Raw genomic sequence first — 15,050 nt, forward strand, 5'->3', positions numbered from 1 at the left:
CACCTTTGAATCTTCAACTTCCCGGGAAATCACCACCATGGCACTCGTTTCAATGCGCGAGCTGCTGGACCATGCCGCCGTCAACGGCTACGGCATTCCAGCTTTCAACGTCAACAACCTGGAGCAAGTCCAGGCCGTCATGACGGCTGCCGACGAGGTCGGTGCGCCGGTCATCCTGCAGGCCAGCGCAGGTGCCCGCAAGTACGCGGGTGAGCCTTTCATCAAGCACCTGATTCAAGCTGCTACCGAGCAGTGGCCCCACATTCCGCTGGTCATGCACCAAGACCACGGGCAAAGCCCTGCGGTTTGCCAAGGCGCGATCAACCTGGGCTTTTCCTCGGTCATGATGGACGGCTCCTTGCTCGAAGACGGCAAAACCCCGGCCGACTTTGCCTACAACGTCGACGTGACCCGCCGCGTGGTCGAGATGGCCCACCTGGCCGGTGTGTCGGTCGAAGGCGAGCTGGGCTGCCTGGGCAACCTGGAAACCGGCGAAGCCGGTGAAGAAGACGGCATCGGTGCCGTGGGCAAACTCGACCACAGCCAGATGCTGACCGACCCCGAAGAAGCTGCGCAATTCGTCAAGGCCACCGGTTTGGACGCTCTGGCCATTGCCATTGGCACCAGCCACGGCGCCTACAAGTTCAGCCGCAAGCCCACGGGCGACATTCTGGCCATCTCGCGTGTGAAAGAAATCCACGCCCGCATCCCCAACACCCATCTGGTGATGCACGGCTCGTCCAGCGTGCCGCAAGAGCTGCTGGCCATGATCAACCAGTATGGTGGTCAGATGAAGCAAACCTACGGCGTGCCGGTCGAAGAAATCCAGGAAGCCATCAAATTTGGCGTGCGCAAGATCAACATCGACACCGACATCCGCTTGGCGATGACCGCCGCTTGCCGCAAGTTCCTGTTTGAAAACCCCGACAAGTTTGACGCCCGCGAATGGCTCAAGCCTGCCCGCGAAGCGGCCAAGCAGCTGTGCAAGCAGCGTTACCTGGAGTTCGGCTGCGAAGGCCAAGCTCCCAAAATCAAGGGTGAGACGCTGCAGGTGGTGGCGGCCCGTTATGCCAAGGGTGAGTTGGCGCAGGTGGTTCGCTGAGCCTGCGATAATTGACCCGAATGGCCCGTTGACTGTTCAACGGGCCTTTTTCTTTTTTGCTGTTGCTTGACTGTTTTGCCATGACCTCTGCGCTCCACACCTCGGCCCTGACTTCCTTGCCCCTGCTGGCGCGTGGCAAGGTGCGTGACAACTACGCCGTGGGTGACGACCGCATCTTGATGGTGGCGTCCGACCGCATCAGCGCGTTCGATGTGATCATGGGCGAGCCCATCCCCGGCAAGGGCGTGTTGCTCACGCAAATGGCGCTGTTTTGGTTTGACCAGCTCGGGCCCAAAGGCCTCAACATTTGCCCGATCCACCTGACGGGCGATGCCCCTGAGAGCGTGGTGTCTGCCGACGAAGTGCCTCAGGTCAAGGGCCGCTCTATGCTGGTCAAACGCCTCCAACCCATCCCGGTCGAGGCTGTGGTGCGCGGTTATCTGGCGGGCAGCGGTTGGAAGGAATACCAGGACAACCAAGCCGTCTGCGGCGTGAAGTTGCCTGCCGGCCTGAAAAACGCCAGCCTGTTACCTGAGCCGATTTACACCCCCGCCGCCAAGGCTGCGGTGGGCGAGCACGACGAAAACATCACGTTCGAGCAAACCGTGGACATGATCGGTGCCGATCTGGCCACCCGTATTCGCGACATCAGCATCCAGTTGTACAAGGCAGCGCGCGACATCGCGGCGGCCAAAGGCATCATCATTGCCGACACCAAATTCGAGTTTGGCCTCGATGCCGATGGCGCCTTGGTCTTGATGGACGAGGTGTTGACGCCCGACTCATCGCGTTACTGGCCGGCAGACAGCTATGTGGAGGGGGCCAATCCACCCAGCTATGACAAGCAGTTTTTGCGTGACTGGCTGGAAACCGCCTTGGTCAATGGCAAGCCTTGGGACAAGACGCCACCGGCACCCCGCTTGCCGCGTGAAGTGATCGAGAAAACGGCCGCCAAATACGAAGAGGCCATGAACCGTTTGATGGCCTGAAGATGAAAAAAGGCGCTGCAGAGACAGCGCCTTTTGCTTGGAGCTGGATGACTCAGCCTGGCAAAGCCAGCAAGGTCATGGCGTCCATCAGCAGCGTCGTGCTGGCCACGAGCATGGTGCCGTAGGCGACCGAGCGACCGCGTGGGTGCATGCAGGCCACCCAGAAAGTGGTCAGGCACAAGAGTTCCAGGGTTCCGCGCATCCAGAGGTAGCGGCTGCTGCTCATCAGGTTGGCGGCGTCGACGTGCATCAGCACCGCATACAGGAAAATCCCCTTGACCAGCCAAAGCGCTGCGCCAAAATGGATGTTTTGCAGGTTGTTCCAAAAGCCTGTACCGAGTACTTCGGACCGCGCAGGCGCACCACCGAGCAAGCATTGAAGCGCTTCAGGGGTGACCAGGGGTTCGGCACGGGACATGGTTCAAGAATGAATGCAAAAGTGATGCTTCAACTCTAGGGAGCTTCAACCTTGAAATGCACCGCCACAGCCCGTCTGGTGCGGTGGAACCGGTAAATGTCTGTAGCGACAAGTATTGCATTGGGCGCCTTGTTGGCCCGTACGAGAGGATCGAATGACGCTTTTTCGCCCTGCGACGCCCTTGATGGTGCGATACGCCCATTACCACCGTGACCGTCGCAACATCGCGACCCATTTGGTGGGCATTCCTTTGATCACTTTGTCGGTCGGGGTGTTGTTGCTCGGCCCTTCCTGGACGGTGGCCGGCCATGCGTTGACGCTGGCCTGGTGCGTGTGGGCACTGACCAGCCTGTGGTACCTGAGCCGTGGCGACCTCTTGTTGGGCACGGCCACCGCACTGGTCAACGGTGCCTTGATCGCGCTGGCCCATCAGGTGCCGTCATGGGCTGCGGCCTGGGCGCTGCCGGTTTGGCAGATGGGCGTGGGCTTGTTTTTGGTGGGCTGGGTTTTTCAGTTTGTGGGCCATTATTTTGAAGGCTGTAAACCCGCCTTTGTCGATGACCTCGTGGGTTTGCTCGTGGGCCCCATGTTCGTGGTGGGCGAATGCCTCATGGGTGTTGGTTTGCTGCAAAAAATGCGGCGCGACATTGAGCGCCAAGCGGGCCCGAGCCGATAACGGCGACAGCGGCACGCGCATTGAAAAAGGCCCGGTCAACCTGCTGCTATGCAGGTTGGCCGGGCCTTTGGCTTGGGAGAGCAGGTCTCAGTTCAGCGCCATGCTCAGCTTGCGCCGGTAGCTGGAGATCATGCTCAGCAGCGGGTCTTCGGCCAAGGCGGCTTTGCCCATCAACTCGATCCCGCCTGCCGATTTGCCAGTGGCGTCTTGTGCTTGGGATTTGGGCGGGGTCATCAGCTCCAGCAAGGCCACAAAGGTCTTGCGTGGGGCTTCGTCGTCCCACTTTTTGTCGCGCATGATGATTTCCAGCAACTCGTCCATGGCCGCTTCCCATTGGCCCACGGCAATCAGCAGGCGGCTTTTGGCAAAGCGGGTTTCAAAGTCGCGCTTGTTCTGGCCGATCAGTTCGTCAAACTTGGCCAGCTCCCATTCGCCGCGCGGGTCGTTGGTCACGAATTCCAAGGCATTGACCCATTGTGTTTGCGCCTCAAAGCGCAGTGGCACCGGGATGCGGCTCATGGCCGGAGCCAGCAGGGCAGCGGCTTCGGCCAGCTCGCCCAGGCCAATCAACAGCTTGATCAGGTCAAAACGGGCATCGTCGTTGCCGGGGTCGGTGGCCAGGGCTTGTTCCAATGCGGCGCGGGCGCTGTGCGGGTCGTCCGCTTCAAGGTGCTGCTGGGCTACTTCGGCGGTGGCTTGGGCCTGGAGCTCTTCGGCTGCGGGGAGGTGTTTGTCCAAAAACTGCTTGACCTGGCCTTCGGGCAAAGCGCCCATGAAACCATCGACCGGCTGGCCGTTTTTCAGCAAAACGCAGGTCGGAATGCTTTTGATGCCAAAGGCCTGGGCCAGTTGCTGCTCTTCGTCGGAATTGATTTTGACCAGCTTGAAGCGGCCTTCGTAGGCGACCTCCACCTTTTCGAGGACAGGGCCGAGCGATTTGCAGGGGCCGCACCAAGGTGCCCAAAAGTCCACCAGCACGGGCGTGGTCATGGAGGCTTCGATGACCTCGGCTTCAAAATTTTGTATCGTGACGTCCATCATGGCGGGCAGTGTTCCGGGTTGTGTTTCGGACCCGTGCGGGTGAAACCTTAAAATTCGACATTGATCACGAAAAGCACCCAATGACTCAAGCGCTCATCGGCGTCGTCATGGGTTCCAGCTCCGACTGGGACACCATGCAGCACGCAGTCCAGATTCTCCAACAGTTTGGCATCCCTCACGACGCCCGTGTGGTTTCGGCCCACCGCATGCCTGACGATATGTTTGCCTATGCACAAAGCGCCGCCGAGCGGGGCTTGCAGGCCATCATCGCGGGGGCAGGCGGTGCAGCCCATTTGCCCGGCATGATCGCGGCCAAAACCGTGGTGCCGGTGCTGGGTGTGCCGGTACAAACCAAGGCCTTGTCGGGCGTGGATTCGTTGCACAGCATTGTGCAAATGCCCAAGGGCGTGCCCGTGGCCACCTTTGCCATTGGCGCAGCCGGAGCGGCCAACGCCGCCCTGTTTGCCGTGGCCATGCTGGCCAATCACGACGCGGCCTTGCGCCAGAAGCTCGAAGCCTTCCGCGCCGCGCAGACCGAAGCGGCACGCGCCATGACTTTGCCACCCGTGGGTGCTGCATGAGCCGCGCGATCTTGCCAGGGGCCATGGTCAACGGCCAGCCCGCTACGCTGGGCGTGATGGGCGGTGGCCAGTTGGGCCGCATGTTCGTGCACGCGGCGCAGGCCATGGGCTACTTCACGGCGGTACTCGACCCCGACACCGCCAGCCCCGCCGGGCTGGTGAGTCACCACCACATCCAGACCGACTATCTGGACGAACAAGGCCTGGCGCAGCTGATGCAGCGCTGCGCAGCCATCACCACCGAATTTGAAAACGTGCCCGCGCCCGCCCTGATGACCCTGGGCGCACAACGACCCGTGGCGCCCGGCGCCGAAGCGGTGGCCATTGCGCAAGACCGTGCCGCCGAAAAGGCCCATTTTGTGCGCTGCGGCGTGCCGGTGGCCCCGCACGCGGTGATCGCCACGCCTGCACAACTGGCGGCTGTGGGTGACGATTTGTTGCCCGGCATTCTCAAGACCGCCCGCATGGGCTACGACGGCAAAGGCCAGATCCGCGTCAAGACCCGTGAGGAATTGACAGCCGCTTGGGACCAGCTCAAGAACGTGCCCTGCGTGCTTGAAAAAATGCTGCCGCTGCAGGCCGAGTGCTCGGTCATCGTGGCGCGCGGGGCCGATGGGCAGATCGTGAATTTCCCGGTGCAGTTAAATTTGCACCGCGAAGGCATCCTGGCCGTGACCAGTGTGTACGAAGGCGCAGTGCCCGCCGAGCTGGTGGCACAAGCCGTGGCCGCCACGCGTGCCATCGCCGAAGGCATTCACTACGTGGGCGTGCTGTGTGTGGAGTTTTTCATCCTTGAAGGCGGTCAATTGGTCGTCAACGAGATGGCCCCGCGCCCGCACAACAGCGGCCATTACACGATGAACGCCTGCGACCAGTCGCAGTTCGAGCTGCAGGTGCGCACCTTGGCAGGCTTGCCGCTCACGCAGCCACGCCAGCATTCACCGGCCATCATGCTCAACCTGCTGGGCGATTTGTGGCCCGAAGGCGGCGCACCCGCCTGGGACAAAGTATTGGCCTTGCCCGGCACCCATTTGCACCTGTATGGCAAGTTGTCGGCGCGCCCCGGTCGCAAGATGGGGCACCTGAACATCACCGGAGCCACACCCGAGGCGGTGCGCGCCACGGCTTTGCAGGCTGCCGCTTTGCTCGGCATTGAAGCGCCATGATCCTTGCGGCAGACGATCGCGCCATTGCGCAGGCAGCGCAAGCTTTGCGTGATGGCCAATTGGTAGGCATGCCGACCGAGACGGTCTATGGCCTGGCCGCCAACGCCACGGACGACGCGGCCGTGGCGAAAATTTTTGTGGCCAAAGGCCGCCCGGCCGATCACCCCTTGATCGTGCACGTGGTCAGTGCAGAGCAGGTGCCGATCTTTGCCGCGCAGGTGCCCGATTTCGCGCAACGCTTGATCGATGCTTTCTGGCCCGGCCCTCTCACCTTGATCTTGCCGCGCCAAAGTGGTGTGGCGACGGCTTCAGCCGGGGGGCAAGACTCGATTGGCCTGCGTTGCCCTTCGCACCCGGTGGCGCAGGCGCTCTTGCGTGCAGGTCTGGCCATGGGCGTGCACGGCGTGTCAGCGCCCAGCGCCAACCGCTTTGGCCGAGTGAGCCCGACCACGGCGGCGCATGTGCAGTCCGAGCTGGGCCCGGATTTGTTGATTCTGGATGGCGGTGAATGCGATGTGGGCATCGAGTCCACCATCATCGACTGCACCCGGGGCGAGCCGGTGCTTTTGCGCCCTGGGCAGATCACCCGACCCCAGATTGAAGCCGCTTGCGGGCGTGCCGTGATGGACAAAGACGCCGCCTTGCAGCCCGCGCCCCGCGCCTCGGGCACGCTCGAATCGCATTACGCGCCCCGCGCCAAAGTGCGTTTGATGTCGGCACCAGACATCGCTGCCAAGCTGCAAGCCTTGGGTCCGCATGCCAACAATCTGGGGGTGTGGTCTGTGCTGCGCCCTGATGATGGCGCAGGCCTGGGTGCAGGGGTGGTCTGGCGGGCTCAGCCCGCCACCGCCGACCAAGCTGCACACGCGCTGTTCAGTGTGTTGCGTGAACTGGACGCTCGTGGCGTGCAGCAAATCTGGGTGCAGCTGCCGCCCGACACCCCCGAGTGGGAAGGCGTACGCGACCGCTTGCAACGCGCAGCCGCTTGATACCGCGTCAGCGGTAACGCAGCTTCATCACCAAAATCATCAGCGCCAGGCTGGTGGTGATGGTGTTGGCGATGATGATGGGCCAGGCCATCAACAAGATGCCATAGATCAGCCACAAGGCCACGCCCACAGTGAACAGGCTGTACATGCCCAGCGAAATACCGCTCACATCCCGCGTCCGAAAGGTTTGCCAAGCTTGCGGAATGAAGCTCGCCGTGGTTAAAAATGCGGCGAAGGAGCCGATCCAGTCAATCAAGGTCATGGCTTATTGTCGCTGGCGCTGTGAGGAAGCGGAGGTCTGGCCCGGCTTGTTCTGATCACGTACCGCCCATTCCAGCAATTGGTCCAGTGCGGGGCGTGCTTGGTTGCCGTTGGGGTGGTTGACGATGGCGACGACGGTGTAGCGCTGGCCGCTTTGGCCTTGCACATACCCCGCCACAGACACCACGTCGCGCAGCGATCCGGTTTTGAGCCAGGCGTTGCCGATCACCGGGGACTGCGGGTTGCGTTCTTTCAGTCGGGCGGTGGTGCCGTCGATGCCTGCTTGCGAGAGTGATTTGACAAAAGCCTGGGCGTGCGGGCTGGCGTGGGCTGCTTGCAACAATGCGGTCAAAGACGCGGCGGTGCTGCGCTCGGTGCGAGACAGGCCCGAGCCGTTGTCCAGCACCGGTTCTTCTTGGCCTGGCAAGGCCTTGCGCCACCATTGCAACAACCGAAGGCGTGAGGCCTCGAAGCGGCCGGGTGCGCCCAATTCGCTCGACAGCGTCAGGAACAGCTGCTGAGCCATCACGTTGTTCGAGAACTTGTTGATGTCCTGAATGACCTCGGCCAAGGGCAAAGAGGGCGCGTCCACCAGCAGCCGTGCCGACGCAGGATGCAGGCCATAGCGCACCTGGCCGGTCAGCCGCCCCCCTGCGGCCAGCCACATCGCTTGCATGACGCGGGGTGCATAGTGTTCAGGCTCCGGGTAGGCCACAGGCCACTCGCGTTCGCCGCAGCGCTTGGGGTAACTGCCTGAAAAACGCACTTGCAAAGGCTGGCTGAAGTCCGCTTTGAGTTGGCTGCGCCAATCGTTGCAAGGGGCGGTGCTCGCGGGCAGTTGTGTCGGCGCATCCATGCCCGCCAAAGGCGGCTCGAATCGCACTTGCACCTGCCCGCTGGCCGCATCGGGTGTGAATTTGTAAACCACCGCTTTGAAGTTGAGCAGCAATCCGTCCGGTGCCACGTTGTAAGGGCGCAGTGGTTCGTCGTCAAAGGGCTCACTGCGTTCGCGCACGTCAAAGACGCTGCGATCGAGCACGATGTCGCCTTGCACCTCGCGCACGCCTGCTGCGACCACCTGGCCCAGAAGGTCTTGCAGGCGCTCCATCACCAGTTTGGGGTCGCCGCTGCCGCGCACGATCAGATTGCCCTGCAGCACGCCACCCAGCACAGGGCCATCGGCATACACGCGGTTGTGCCACACGTGGTCTGGGCCCAGCAAACTCAAGCCGGCATAGGTGGTGAACAGCTTCATGACCGAAGCCGGGTTGCTGGCGGTTTGCGGACGGTGTGACAGGCGTGGTGGCTGTGCCTCGGCGGGTTTGCCCGATGCGTCTGCTGCAGGCAAGGGGGTGATGACGATGCTCAAGGCCGAGGGAGGTACTTGCGCTTGGTGCAAGGCTTTCAAAACTGCCAGTGGCAAATCAGGAGCGCCGGAGGGGATCGCAGTCACAGTCTGGGCGTTGGCTGGCAAGGCCATGGCACCGTGCCAAATCAGCACAGTGCAAAGGCCCATCCACCAGGTCGAAAACAAGGGGCGCTTGGGGTGGATCAATGTCATTCAGCGAGTCTAACGGTCACGGCCTTGTACGGCGGGGCCGTATCATTCGGGCCATGCGATTTTCTTCAAAAACCGTGGGCTTGGCCTCGGCGGTCATCACAGTGCTCATCTGGACCGGCTTCATCGTCATTGCGCGTGCTTCGGCCTCGCGCGGTTTGCTGCCGCTCGACATCGCCTTGGCCCGCATTGTGGGCGCCAGCAGCATTTTGCTGCCTTGGGCCTGGTGGCTCATGCGCCCTGCCCGCCAAACAGGTCAAAAGGTCGGCTCACTGGGCGGCTTATCTCCCTTGCCTTTGGCACCCACCGTGCAGGCCGGATTTCTGGGTGGTTTGCTCTACGCTGTGTTGGCCTACAGCGGTTTCTTTTTTGCACCCGCGACGCACGCCTCGGTGCTGATGCCTGGTAGCTTGCCTTTGTGGACCACCTTGTTGGCCTGGCTGGTGTTGCGTGAAAAAGTCTCTTCGGCCCGCGCGATGGGTCTGGGGTTCATTGTGCTGGGCGATGTGTTGGTGGGGGGCGCGAGTTTGCTCAAGGCGTTTGAGGGCGGCGAGGTCTGGAAAGGCGATTTGTTGTTCATGGCAGCAGCCAGTTGTTGGGCCGCTTACAGCGTGACGGTGCGCCGACATGGACTGGATGCGGTGCGCGCCACCATGGCCATCACCGCCTTTGCTTTTGTGGGCTTTGTGCCGGCCTATCTGGTCTTGATCGGCGTGGGGGCCTTGCCCACCCATTTGCCGCAAGTGCCGTGGACCGAGATCGTGTTCCAAGCGGTTTTCCAGGGCGTGGGCTCGGTGGTCATTTCAGGCATCACCTTCACGCAAATGGTGCGCCACTTTGGCCCCGTGCGCTCGACCATGATCACGGCCCTCGTGCCGGGTTTGTCGGCCTTGGGTGCGGTCTGGTTTCTGGGTGAACCCTTGCACTGGAATTTGCTGGCCGGGCTGGCGCTGGTGACCAGCGGTATCTTGTTTGGAGTGCGTCAGGCCAAACCCGCGCTTGTTTTGCCCAGCGTCGCCACAGCCGGAGGCAAGCCATGAGCCCGAGCAACAAAGAATGGCGTTGGCTGGCTTTTGACACCAGCACCGATGTGCTGTCTTTGGCCGTGGCCCGAGGTGATCGGGTCTGGACCCAAACCCTGCCCGGTGGTGCACAGGCTTCCAGCGGCTTGATCCCGGCGGTGCTGGCCATGTTGGCCGAGGCCGACCTGCCTCTGGCTTCATTGGACGCCATTGTGTTTGGCCGGGGGCCGGGCTCGTTTACTGGTTTGCGCACGGCCTGTGCCGTGGCGCAAGGCCTGGCGTTTGGCGCCGATGTGCCTGTGTTGCCGGTGGACACTTTGCTGGCCGTGGCCGAAGAGGCCCGGTTTGAACAATGCCAGGCCGGGAGCATCCAGTCCGATGCACCGCTGACGGTGTTGGCCTTGCTCGATGCGCGCATGGACGAGGTCTACAGCGCGGCTTACCGTTGGCAGCCCCAGCCGGAGGCCGATGGGCAAGTTCAGGGTCACTGGCAAGAGGTTTCTGCTTTGCAGGTCAGCGCCCCCGAAAAAATCCACAACCCTCAAGGCCAGCCTCTTTTGTTGGCGGGCAATGCGTTCGCCGCTTATGGTGAACGCTTGCCGCAAGGCCCGCATTGCATGGCTTTGCCCACGGCAGCGGCTTTGCTGCGATTAGCGCCCGATTTGTGGGCGAAGGGCTTGGCCGTCCCGGCCGATCAGGCCATGCCGCTCTACATCCGCGACAAAGTGGCCAACACCACTGCCGAACGCGAGGCCATGAAAGCCCAAGCCGCCCTGGCCAAGGCGGCCGTTCAGCCATGACCGGTTTAACCACGAAGCCCGACGCATCAGCACGCGTCCAACCCTCAGAAGCGGTGCGCAACGCGGTCACCCTGGCCCCCATGACCCCGGACCATCTGGACGCGGTCATGGCCATCGAGCAAACGGCCTACGGCCACCCCTGGTCGCGAGGCAATTTTCGCGACTCGCTGAACCCCTTGTTTGACGCCCAATGCCTGTGGCTGGACGGTGAATTGCTGGGTTACTTTTTGGCCATGCGCGGTTTTGAAGAGATGCACTTGCTCAACATCACCGTGGCACCCGCCCGCCAAGGGCAGGGCTGGGGCCACATGATGCTGGACGCTTTGTCGCTCATGTCGCGCCATGAGGGTGCGCAATGGCTCTGGCTGGAAGTGCGTCAAAGCAACCTGCGCGCCTTGCAGGTGTATGAGCGCTATGGTTTTCGGCAGGTCAGCATCCGCAAGGATTACTATCCTGCAGACCGCCAGCAACGTGAGCATGCGGTGGTGATGAGTTTGAAACTGTGAGCCCGAACATGAGCGACCCCACCCGATTTGATCTTGATGAACGCCAACGCGCCATGCTGGCCGAGATGGGCGTGCGCGTGTGGTGGCCACAGCGTGCAGACGATGCGGCATCCGTTGCTCCCGTGCAGACCGTGGCTGCGCTTGAACCTGTGGCACCCCATGTTGCGCCCCTCGTGTCTTCCGCAATTGCATCTGAAACCCCACCCGAAATGGCCCCGCGTCCCGTCACCGTGGCGTCCACCACGCGACCTGCCTCAGTGGCCCCGGCACAGCCTGCCGCGATCGTGACAGGCCAGCCTTTGGCTGAGGGTGTGGACCGCATGGACTGGATCACCCTGAAAGACACCGCTGCAGCTTGTCAGGCCTGTGATTTGTGCGGACAGCGCAAAAATGTGGTGTTGGGTGTGGGCGATGTGCAAGCCGACTGGATGGTCATTGGGGACCCACCAGGTGAAGACGAAGAGCAACAAGGCGAACCTTTTGCAGGGGCGGCTGGGCAGTTGCTCGACAACATGCTCAAAGCGGTGGGTTTGGCCCGCAAGGCGCAAGGCGAAGGCAGTGTTTACATCACCAACGCAGTCAAGTGCCGGCCGCCAGGGCGCAACCCGACGCCGCAAGAGCTGAGCACCTGCGCGCCCTATCTGGCACGTCAAGTGGCCCTGGTTCAACCCAAAGTCATTTTGGTCATGGGCCGCTTTGCCGTGCAATCGGTGTTGCAGACCTCAGAGCCTCTGGGCAAGCTGCGTGGGCAATTGCACACTTACCAAGGCGTGCCTGTGGTAGCGACCTACCACCCCAGCAGTTTGCTGCGCACCCCGGCAGACAAAGCCAAAGCCTGGGTTGATCTGTTGCTGGCGCTCAAGACCGTGCAGGGCTGACCGTCTGTCGCTTGGGCCAGAGCACGGCAGCGATCGACAGCATCATCAACCCCACAGCGGCCCAGTCTTGCCAGTGCAAGACTTCCCCCAAACCCACTGCGCCGCTGAAAACACCCAGCACCGGAATCAGCATCACGCTCAGGGTGGACGCCACGGGCGGCAGGCTGCGTGCCAAATAAAACCAGGCGGCCTGCGCAAAGCCGAAGACCAGCACCGCGTTGAAGGCGATGGACCCCCAGGTGGCGTCAGACGGAGCGTGCCACTGGTCACGCTCCAAAAAGACCGCCAGCACAGTCATCACGCCGGTGGTCATGAAAGCCATCCAGAACGAAATGGCCAGTGTCGGCACGGGCATCTTGGTGCGCCGCAGCAGCTGAGTGCCCAAAGCCCAGGTGCTGGCTGCACCCAAGGCCAGCAACACGCCCACGGGTTTGCCACTCAGGTTGGACAGCTCGTGCCACAGCAGCAAGACCACACCCAAAGAGGCAGCGGCCACGCCACCCCATGCGCGTTTGGCCAGCTGGTCGCCAAACACCAGCGCGCCCAGCACCGCAGAAAACATGGGCATGGTGTAGCCCAAAATGGCGGCTCGTCCGCTTGATAGCGACTGCACCGCCACAATGATCAGCCCGTGCCAAAAAAACATGTTGAAGGTGGCCAGCAGCAGCAATTCGCGCCAATGCGCGCGCCCAATGCGAAACGGCACCCGCTGCACCACCAAAACCAAAGCCAGCACCGGCGTGCCCAGCCACATGCACAGGGCGCGGAAGGTCAGCGGCGGAAAGCCCGTGACCCCGATTTTCATGATCGGCCAGTTGACGCCCCAGACCAGGGTCAGCAACACCAGAACGGTCCATTGGCGGGGGGAGAGTTTGTGCATGGTGGCCATCTTAGCTTTGGCGCGCGTGCCAAGCTGTCGCCGTGAGCGCCCCATGCCTGCTGCCTGGCCGCCGCTTAAAATGCCCGTATGACCTTCTTAGACATGTTGCGCACCGCCGAGCGCCAAAACGGCTCCATGCTTTGTGTGGGCCTGGACCCTGAGCCCACCAAGTTCCCGGACCGCATCAAGGGCGATTCCAACAAGATTTACGACTTCTGCGCGGCCATCGTCGATGCCACCGCCGATCTGGTCAGCAGCTTCAAACCCCAGATTGCCTACTTTGCCGCGCACCGCGCCGAAGGCCAGCTGGAACGCCTGATGGAGCACATGCGCCGCGTGGCCCCCCATGTGCCGATCATCCTGGACGCCAAGCGCGGCGACATTGGCTCGACCGCCGAGCAATACGCCATCGAAGCCTTTGAGCGCTACGGTGCTGACGCGGTGACCCTCTCGCCCTTCATGGGCTGGGATTCGGTGGCCCCCTACCTCAAGTACCACGGCAAAGGCGCTTTTTTGCTGTGCCGCACCTCCAACCCCGGTGGTGACGACCTGCAAAACCAGCGGCTGGCCTCGGTCGAAGGGCAACCGCTGTTGTACGAACATGTGGCGCGCTTGGCCCAAGGCCCCTGGAACCTTAACGGCCAGTTGGGCTTGGTGGTGGGCGCGACCTACCCCAAAGAAATTGAGCGTGTGCGCGAACTCGCTCCCACCGTGCCCTTGCTGATCCCTGGCGTAGGCGCACAAGGTGGTGACGCTGTGGCCACCGTCAAGGCCGGCTGGCGCGCCAACGCCGACGGCAGCAGCGCCGGCCCGATCATCGTCAACTCGTCGCGTGCGGTGCTGTATGCGTCGGGCGGTGCCGACTTTGCCCAAGCGGCACGCCAAGTGGCGATGCAGACGCGGGACACCTTGCAAGCGGCCAAGGCCTGAGCCTTAGCGCTAACCAGCCCCAGACGCAAGGGGCTGATGCTGATATCCGCTTGTTCTCTCAGCCTTGCGCCGCCTTCTGCGCGCTGTGAACCAGCTTGCGGGCCATGCTCCAGCGGTGCACTTCGCTGGGGCCGTCATAAATCCGGAAGGCGCGCATGTCCATGAAGATGCGCATCACGGGCGTTTCGGCCGTCACGCCCTGACCGCCAAGAATCTGCACGCAGCGGTCCACCACGCGCCACTCGGCTTCTGAGCAAGCCACCTTGGCTCGGCTCGATTCAAAGCCGCCTTTTTGGCCCTGGTCCAGCAACCAGGCCGTGTGCCAGATGTGCAGGCGGGCGGTGTGCAGGTCGATGTCGTTGTCAGCCAGCATGAAGCCCACACCCTCGTGTTCGGCCAATGGCTTGCCAAACGCTTGGCGGCGGCTGGCGTAATCCAGCGCGATGTCATGCGCCCGGCGGGCTTGGCCCAGCCATCGCATGCAGTGCGTCAGCCGTGCCGGGGCCAGCCGCACCTGCGCATAGCGAAAGCCCTGGCCCACTTCGCCCAACACATCGGCAGCGGGCACGCGCAAGTTGTCAAAACACAGCACCCCGTGGCCACCGGTAAAGCAGTTGTCCATGGCGTCCATGCTGCGCTCTAGCCGGATGCCCGGTTCGTCCATGTCGGTCAAAAACATGGTGGCCGTGCCGTCTTCCATGCGCGCCATGACGATGGCGTAGTCCGCGCCGTCGGCCCCGGTGATGAACCACTTGCCCCCACTGATCAGGTAATCGTCACCGTCGCGCACGGCGGTGGTGGTGAGCATGGACGGATCGGCCCCCGCGCCCGGTGCGGGCTCGGTCATGGCAAAGCACGAACGGGTGAGCCCCGCCACTTGCGGGCGCAGCCAGCGCTCTTTTTGGGCCAGGGTGGCCACCTCTTCCATCAGGTGGATGTTGCCTTCGTCGGGCGCGTGGATGTTGAGCGCAGTTGGGCCCAGATTGGAGTAACCGGCTTCTTCAAACACCACCGCTTTGGCGATGTGGCTCAGGCCCAGCCCGCCCATCTCAAGGGAGGCGTGCGGGGTGAGCAGGCCCGCAGCGCGTGCGCGTGCCACCAATTCTTTGCGCAGATCTTCTGACGGGCCATGCGCGCCGTGCCGTGGGTCGGTTTCCAGAGGGATCACCTGTTCGGCGATGAATTGGCGGGTGCGCTCACGCAGTGCCGCAATGTCCGGAGGAATGTCAAAGTTCATGGCGTGGGCATATTTC

17 protein-coding genes are annotated in these 15,050 nt (G+C 62.5%); 11 read left to right on the forward strand and 6 right to left on the reverse strand.

Annotated elements, in window-relative coordinates:
* Window positions 1-37 precede the first annotated feature (37 nt).
* The gene (fba, locus tag B9Z37_RS07920) at window positions 38-1,102 is read left to right on the forward strand and encodes a class II fructose-bisphosphate aldolase (protein WP_108312418.1); all 1,065 of its coding nucleotides are present in this window, start codon (window positions 38-40) and stop codon (window positions 1,100-1,102) included.
* An 80-nt stretch (window positions 1,103-1,182) separates the two neighbouring features.
* On the forward strand, window positions 1,183-2,091 hold the full coding sequence (locus B9Z37_RS07925) for a phosphoribosylaminoimidazolesuccinocarboxamide synthase (protein WP_108312419.1): 909 nt from the start codon (window positions 1,183-1,185) through the stop codon (window positions 2,089-2,091).
* 52 nt (window positions 2,092-2,143) lie between these two features.
* Here the strand turns inward: B9Z37_RS07925 and B9Z37_RS07930 are convergent, their stop codons facing one another.
* Entirely contained in the window at window positions 2,144-2,509 is a 366-nt protein-coding gene (locus B9Z37_RS07930) for a hypothetical protein (RefSeq protein WP_108312420.1), read from the reverse strand.
* Between the two features lie 154 nt (window positions 2,510-2,663).
* Here B9Z37_RS07930 and B9Z37_RS07935 point away from each other — a divergent pair, with 154 nt between their 5' ends.
* Window positions 2,664-3,185 carry an Mpo1 family 2-hydroxy fatty acid dioxygenase gene (locus B9Z37_RS07935; RefSeq protein WP_108312421.1) on the forward strand — a complete coding sequence of 174 codons (522 nt, stop codon included), beginning with the start codon at window positions 2,664-2,666 and terminating at the stop codon, window positions 3,183-3,185.
* An 87-nt stretch (window positions 3,186-3,272) separates the two neighbouring features.
* Here B9Z37_RS07935 and trxA read toward each other — a convergent pair whose 3' ends face one another.
* The gene (gene trxA / locus B9Z37_RS07940) at window positions 3,273-4,226 is read right to left on the reverse strand and encodes a thioredoxin (protein WP_108312422.1); all 954 of its coding nucleotides are present in this window, start codon (window positions 4,224-4,226) and stop codon (window positions 3,273-3,275) included.
* Between the two features lie 80 nt (window positions 4,227-4,306).
* On the opposite strand from trxA, the gene purE reads away from it, so the two are divergent.
* The 3 genes from purE to B9Z37_RS07955 are packed head-to-tail and all read left to right on the forward strand — an operon-like array spanning window position 4,307 to window position 6,962.
* The gene (purE, locus tag B9Z37_RS07945; protein WP_108312423.1) at window positions 4,307-4,807 is read left to right on the forward strand and encodes a 5-(carboxyamino)imidazole ribonucleotide mutase; all 501 of its coding nucleotides are present in this window, start codon (window positions 4,307-4,309) and stop codon (window positions 4,805-4,807) included.
* Window positions 4,804-5,973, forward strand: coding sequence for a 5-(carboxyamino)imidazole ribonucleotide synthase (locus B9Z37_RS07950; RefSeq protein ID WP_108312424.1), 1,170 nt, complete (start codon window positions 4,804-4,806; stop codon window positions 5,971-5,973). Before purE ends, B9Z37_RS07950 begins: the two co-directional genes overlap by 4 nt.
* Window positions 5,970-6,962 carry an L-threonylcarbamoyladenylate synthase gene (locus B9Z37_RS07955; protein ID WP_108312425.1) on the forward strand — a complete coding sequence of 331 codons (993 nt, stop codon included), beginning with the start codon at window positions 5,970-5,972 and terminating at the stop codon, window positions 6,960-6,962. Before B9Z37_RS07950 ends, B9Z37_RS07955 begins: the two co-directional genes overlap by 4 nt.
* A 7-nt stretch (window positions 6,963-6,969) precedes the next feature.
* On the opposite strand, the gene B9Z37_RS07960 is transcribed toward B9Z37_RS07955, so the two are convergent.
* Both B9Z37_RS07960 and dacB read right to left on the reverse strand, forming a co-directional pair.
* Window positions 6,970-7,224, reverse strand: coding sequence for a SemiSWEET transporter (locus B9Z37_RS07960; RefSeq protein WP_108312426.1), 255 nt, complete (start codon window positions 7,222-7,224; stop codon window positions 6,970-6,972).
* A 3-nt stretch (window positions 7,225-7,227) separates the two neighbouring features.
* On the reverse strand, window positions 7,228-8,784 hold the full coding sequence (gene dacB, locus B9Z37_RS07965; protein WP_240606654.1) for a D-alanyl-D-alanine carboxypeptidase/D-alanyl-D-alanine endopeptidase: 1,557 nt from the start codon (window positions 8,782-8,784) through the stop codon (window positions 7,228-7,230).
* 53 nt (window positions 8,785-8,837) lie between these two features.
* Here dacB and B9Z37_RS07970 point away from each other — a divergent pair, with 53 nt between their 5' ends.
* The 4 genes from B9Z37_RS07970 to B9Z37_RS07985 are packed head-to-tail and all read left to right on the forward strand — an operon-like array spanning window position 8,838 to window position 11,987.
* Window positions 8,838-9,821 (forward strand): DMT family transporter, encoded by a 984-nt coding sequence (locus B9Z37_RS07970; RefSeq protein WP_108312427.1) that lies wholly within the window; start codon window positions 8,838-8,840, stop codon window positions 9,819-9,821.
* Entirely contained in the window at window positions 9,818-10,603 is a 786-nt protein-coding gene (gene tsaB / locus B9Z37_RS07975; RefSeq protein WP_108312428.1) for a tRNA (adenosine(37)-N6)-threonylcarbamoyltransferase complex dimerization subunit type 1 TsaB, read from the forward strand. The genes B9Z37_RS07970 and tsaB overlap by 4 nt, the downstream gene beginning before the upstream one ends.
* Window positions 10,600-11,109: a ribosomal protein S18-alanine N-acetyltransferase gene (gene rimI, locus B9Z37_RS07980; RefSeq protein ID WP_205872562.1), complete on the forward strand. Its 510-nt coding sequence runs from the start codon at window positions 10,600-10,602 to the stop codon at window positions 11,107-11,109. Before tsaB ends, rimI begins: the two co-directional genes overlap by 4 nt.
* Before the next feature lie 8 nt (window positions 11,110-11,117).
* Window positions 11,118-11,987: a uracil-DNA glycosylase gene (locus B9Z37_RS07985; protein WP_108312429.1), complete on the forward strand. Its 870-nt coding sequence runs from the start codon at window positions 11,118-11,120 to the stop codon at window positions 11,985-11,987.
* On the opposite strand, the gene B9Z37_RS07990 is transcribed toward B9Z37_RS07985, so the two are convergent.
* Window positions 11,968-12,867: a DMT family transporter gene (locus B9Z37_RS07990; protein WP_108312590.1), complete on the reverse strand. Its 900-nt coding sequence runs from the start codon at window positions 12,865-12,867 to the stop codon at window positions 11,968-11,970. The genes B9Z37_RS07985 and B9Z37_RS07990 overlap by 20 nt on opposite strands.
* Window positions 12,868-12,954: 87 nt before the next feature.
* On the opposite strand from B9Z37_RS07990, the gene pyrF reads away from it, so the two are divergent.
* The gene (gene pyrF / locus B9Z37_RS07995) at window positions 12,955-13,797 is read left to right on the forward strand and encodes an orotidine-5'-phosphate decarboxylase (protein WP_205872563.1); all 843 of its coding nucleotides are present in this window, start codon (window positions 12,955-12,957) and stop codon (window positions 13,795-13,797) included.
* A gap of 58 nt (window positions 13,798-13,855) precedes the next feature.
* On the opposite strand, the gene B9Z37_RS08000 is transcribed toward pyrF, so the two are convergent.
* Window positions 13,856-15,034 (reverse strand): acyl-CoA dehydrogenase family protein, encoded by a 1,179-nt coding sequence (locus tag B9Z37_RS08000; protein WP_108312431.1) that lies wholly within the window; start codon window positions 15,032-15,034, stop codon window positions 13,856-13,858.
* Window positions 15,035-15,050: the final 16 nt, after the last annotated feature.

The organism is Limnohabitans parvus II-B4 (genome assembly GCF_003063455.1).
Taxonomy (GTDB): domain Bacteria; phylum Pseudomonadota; class Gammaproteobacteria; order Burkholderiales; family Burkholderiaceae_C; genus Limnohabitans_A; species Limnohabitans_A parvus.

Coding starts and splice junctions, on each gene's coding strand:
- fba (WP_108312418.1), top strand. CDS start 38: ATGGCACTCGTTTCAATGCGCGAGCTGCTGGACCATGCCGCCGTCAAC.
- B9Z37_RS07925 (WP_108312419.1), top strand. CDS start 1,183: ATGACCTCTGCGCTCCACACCTCGGCCCTGACTTCCTTGCCCCTGCTG.
- B9Z37_RS07930 (WP_108312420.1), bottom strand. CDS start 2,509: ATGTCCCGTGCCGAACCCCTGGTCACCCCTGAAGCGCTTCAATGCTTG.
- B9Z37_RS07935 (WP_108312421.1), top strand. CDS start 2,664: ATGACGCTTTTTCGCCCTGCGACGCCCTTGATGGTGCGATACGCCCAT.
- trxA (WP_108312422.1), bottom strand. CDS start 4,226: ATGATGGACGTCACGATACAAAATTTTGAAGCCGAGGTCATCGAAGCC.
- purE (WP_108312423.1), top strand. CDS start 4,307: ATGACTCAAGCGCTCATCGGCGTCGTCATGGGTTCCAGCTCCGACTGG.
- B9Z37_RS07950 (WP_108312424.1), top strand. CDS start 4,804: ATGAGCCGCGCGATCTTGCCAGGGGCCATGGTCAACGGCCAGCCCGCT.
- B9Z37_RS07955 (WP_108312425.1), top strand. CDS start 5,970: ATGATCCTTGCGGCAGACGATCGCGCCATTGCGCAGGCAGCGCAAGCT.
- B9Z37_RS07960 (WP_108312426.1), bottom strand. CDS start 7,224: ATGACCTTGATTGACTGGATCGGCTCCTTCGCCGCATTTTTAACCACG.
- dacB (WP_240606654.1), bottom strand. CDS start 8,784: ATGACATTGATCCACCCCAAGCGCCCCTTGTTTTCGACCTGGTGGATG.
- B9Z37_RS07970 (WP_108312427.1), top strand. CDS start 8,838: ATGCGATTTTCTTCAAAAACCGTGGGCTTGGCCTCGGCGGTCATCACA.
- tsaB (WP_108312428.1), top strand. CDS start 9,818: ATGAGCCCGAGCAACAAAGAATGGCGTTGGCTGGCTTTTGACACCAGC.
- rimI (WP_205872562.1), top strand. CDS start 10,600: ATGACCGGTTTAACCACGAAGCCCGACGCATCAGCACGCGTCCAACCC.
- B9Z37_RS07985 (WP_108312429.1), top strand. CDS start 11,118: ATGAGCGACCCCACCCGATTTGATCTTGATGAACGCCAACGCGCCATG.
- B9Z37_RS07990 (WP_108312590.1), bottom strand. CDS start 12,867: ATGCACAAACTCTCCCCCCGCCAATGGACCGTTCTGGTGTTGCTGACC.
- pyrF (WP_205872563.1), top strand. CDS start 12,955: ATGACCTTCTTAGACATGTTGCGCACCGCCGAGCGCCAAAACGGCTCC.
- B9Z37_RS08000 (WP_108312431.1), bottom strand. CDS start 15,034: ATGAACTTTGACATTCCTCCGGACATTGCGGCACTGCGTGAGCGCACC.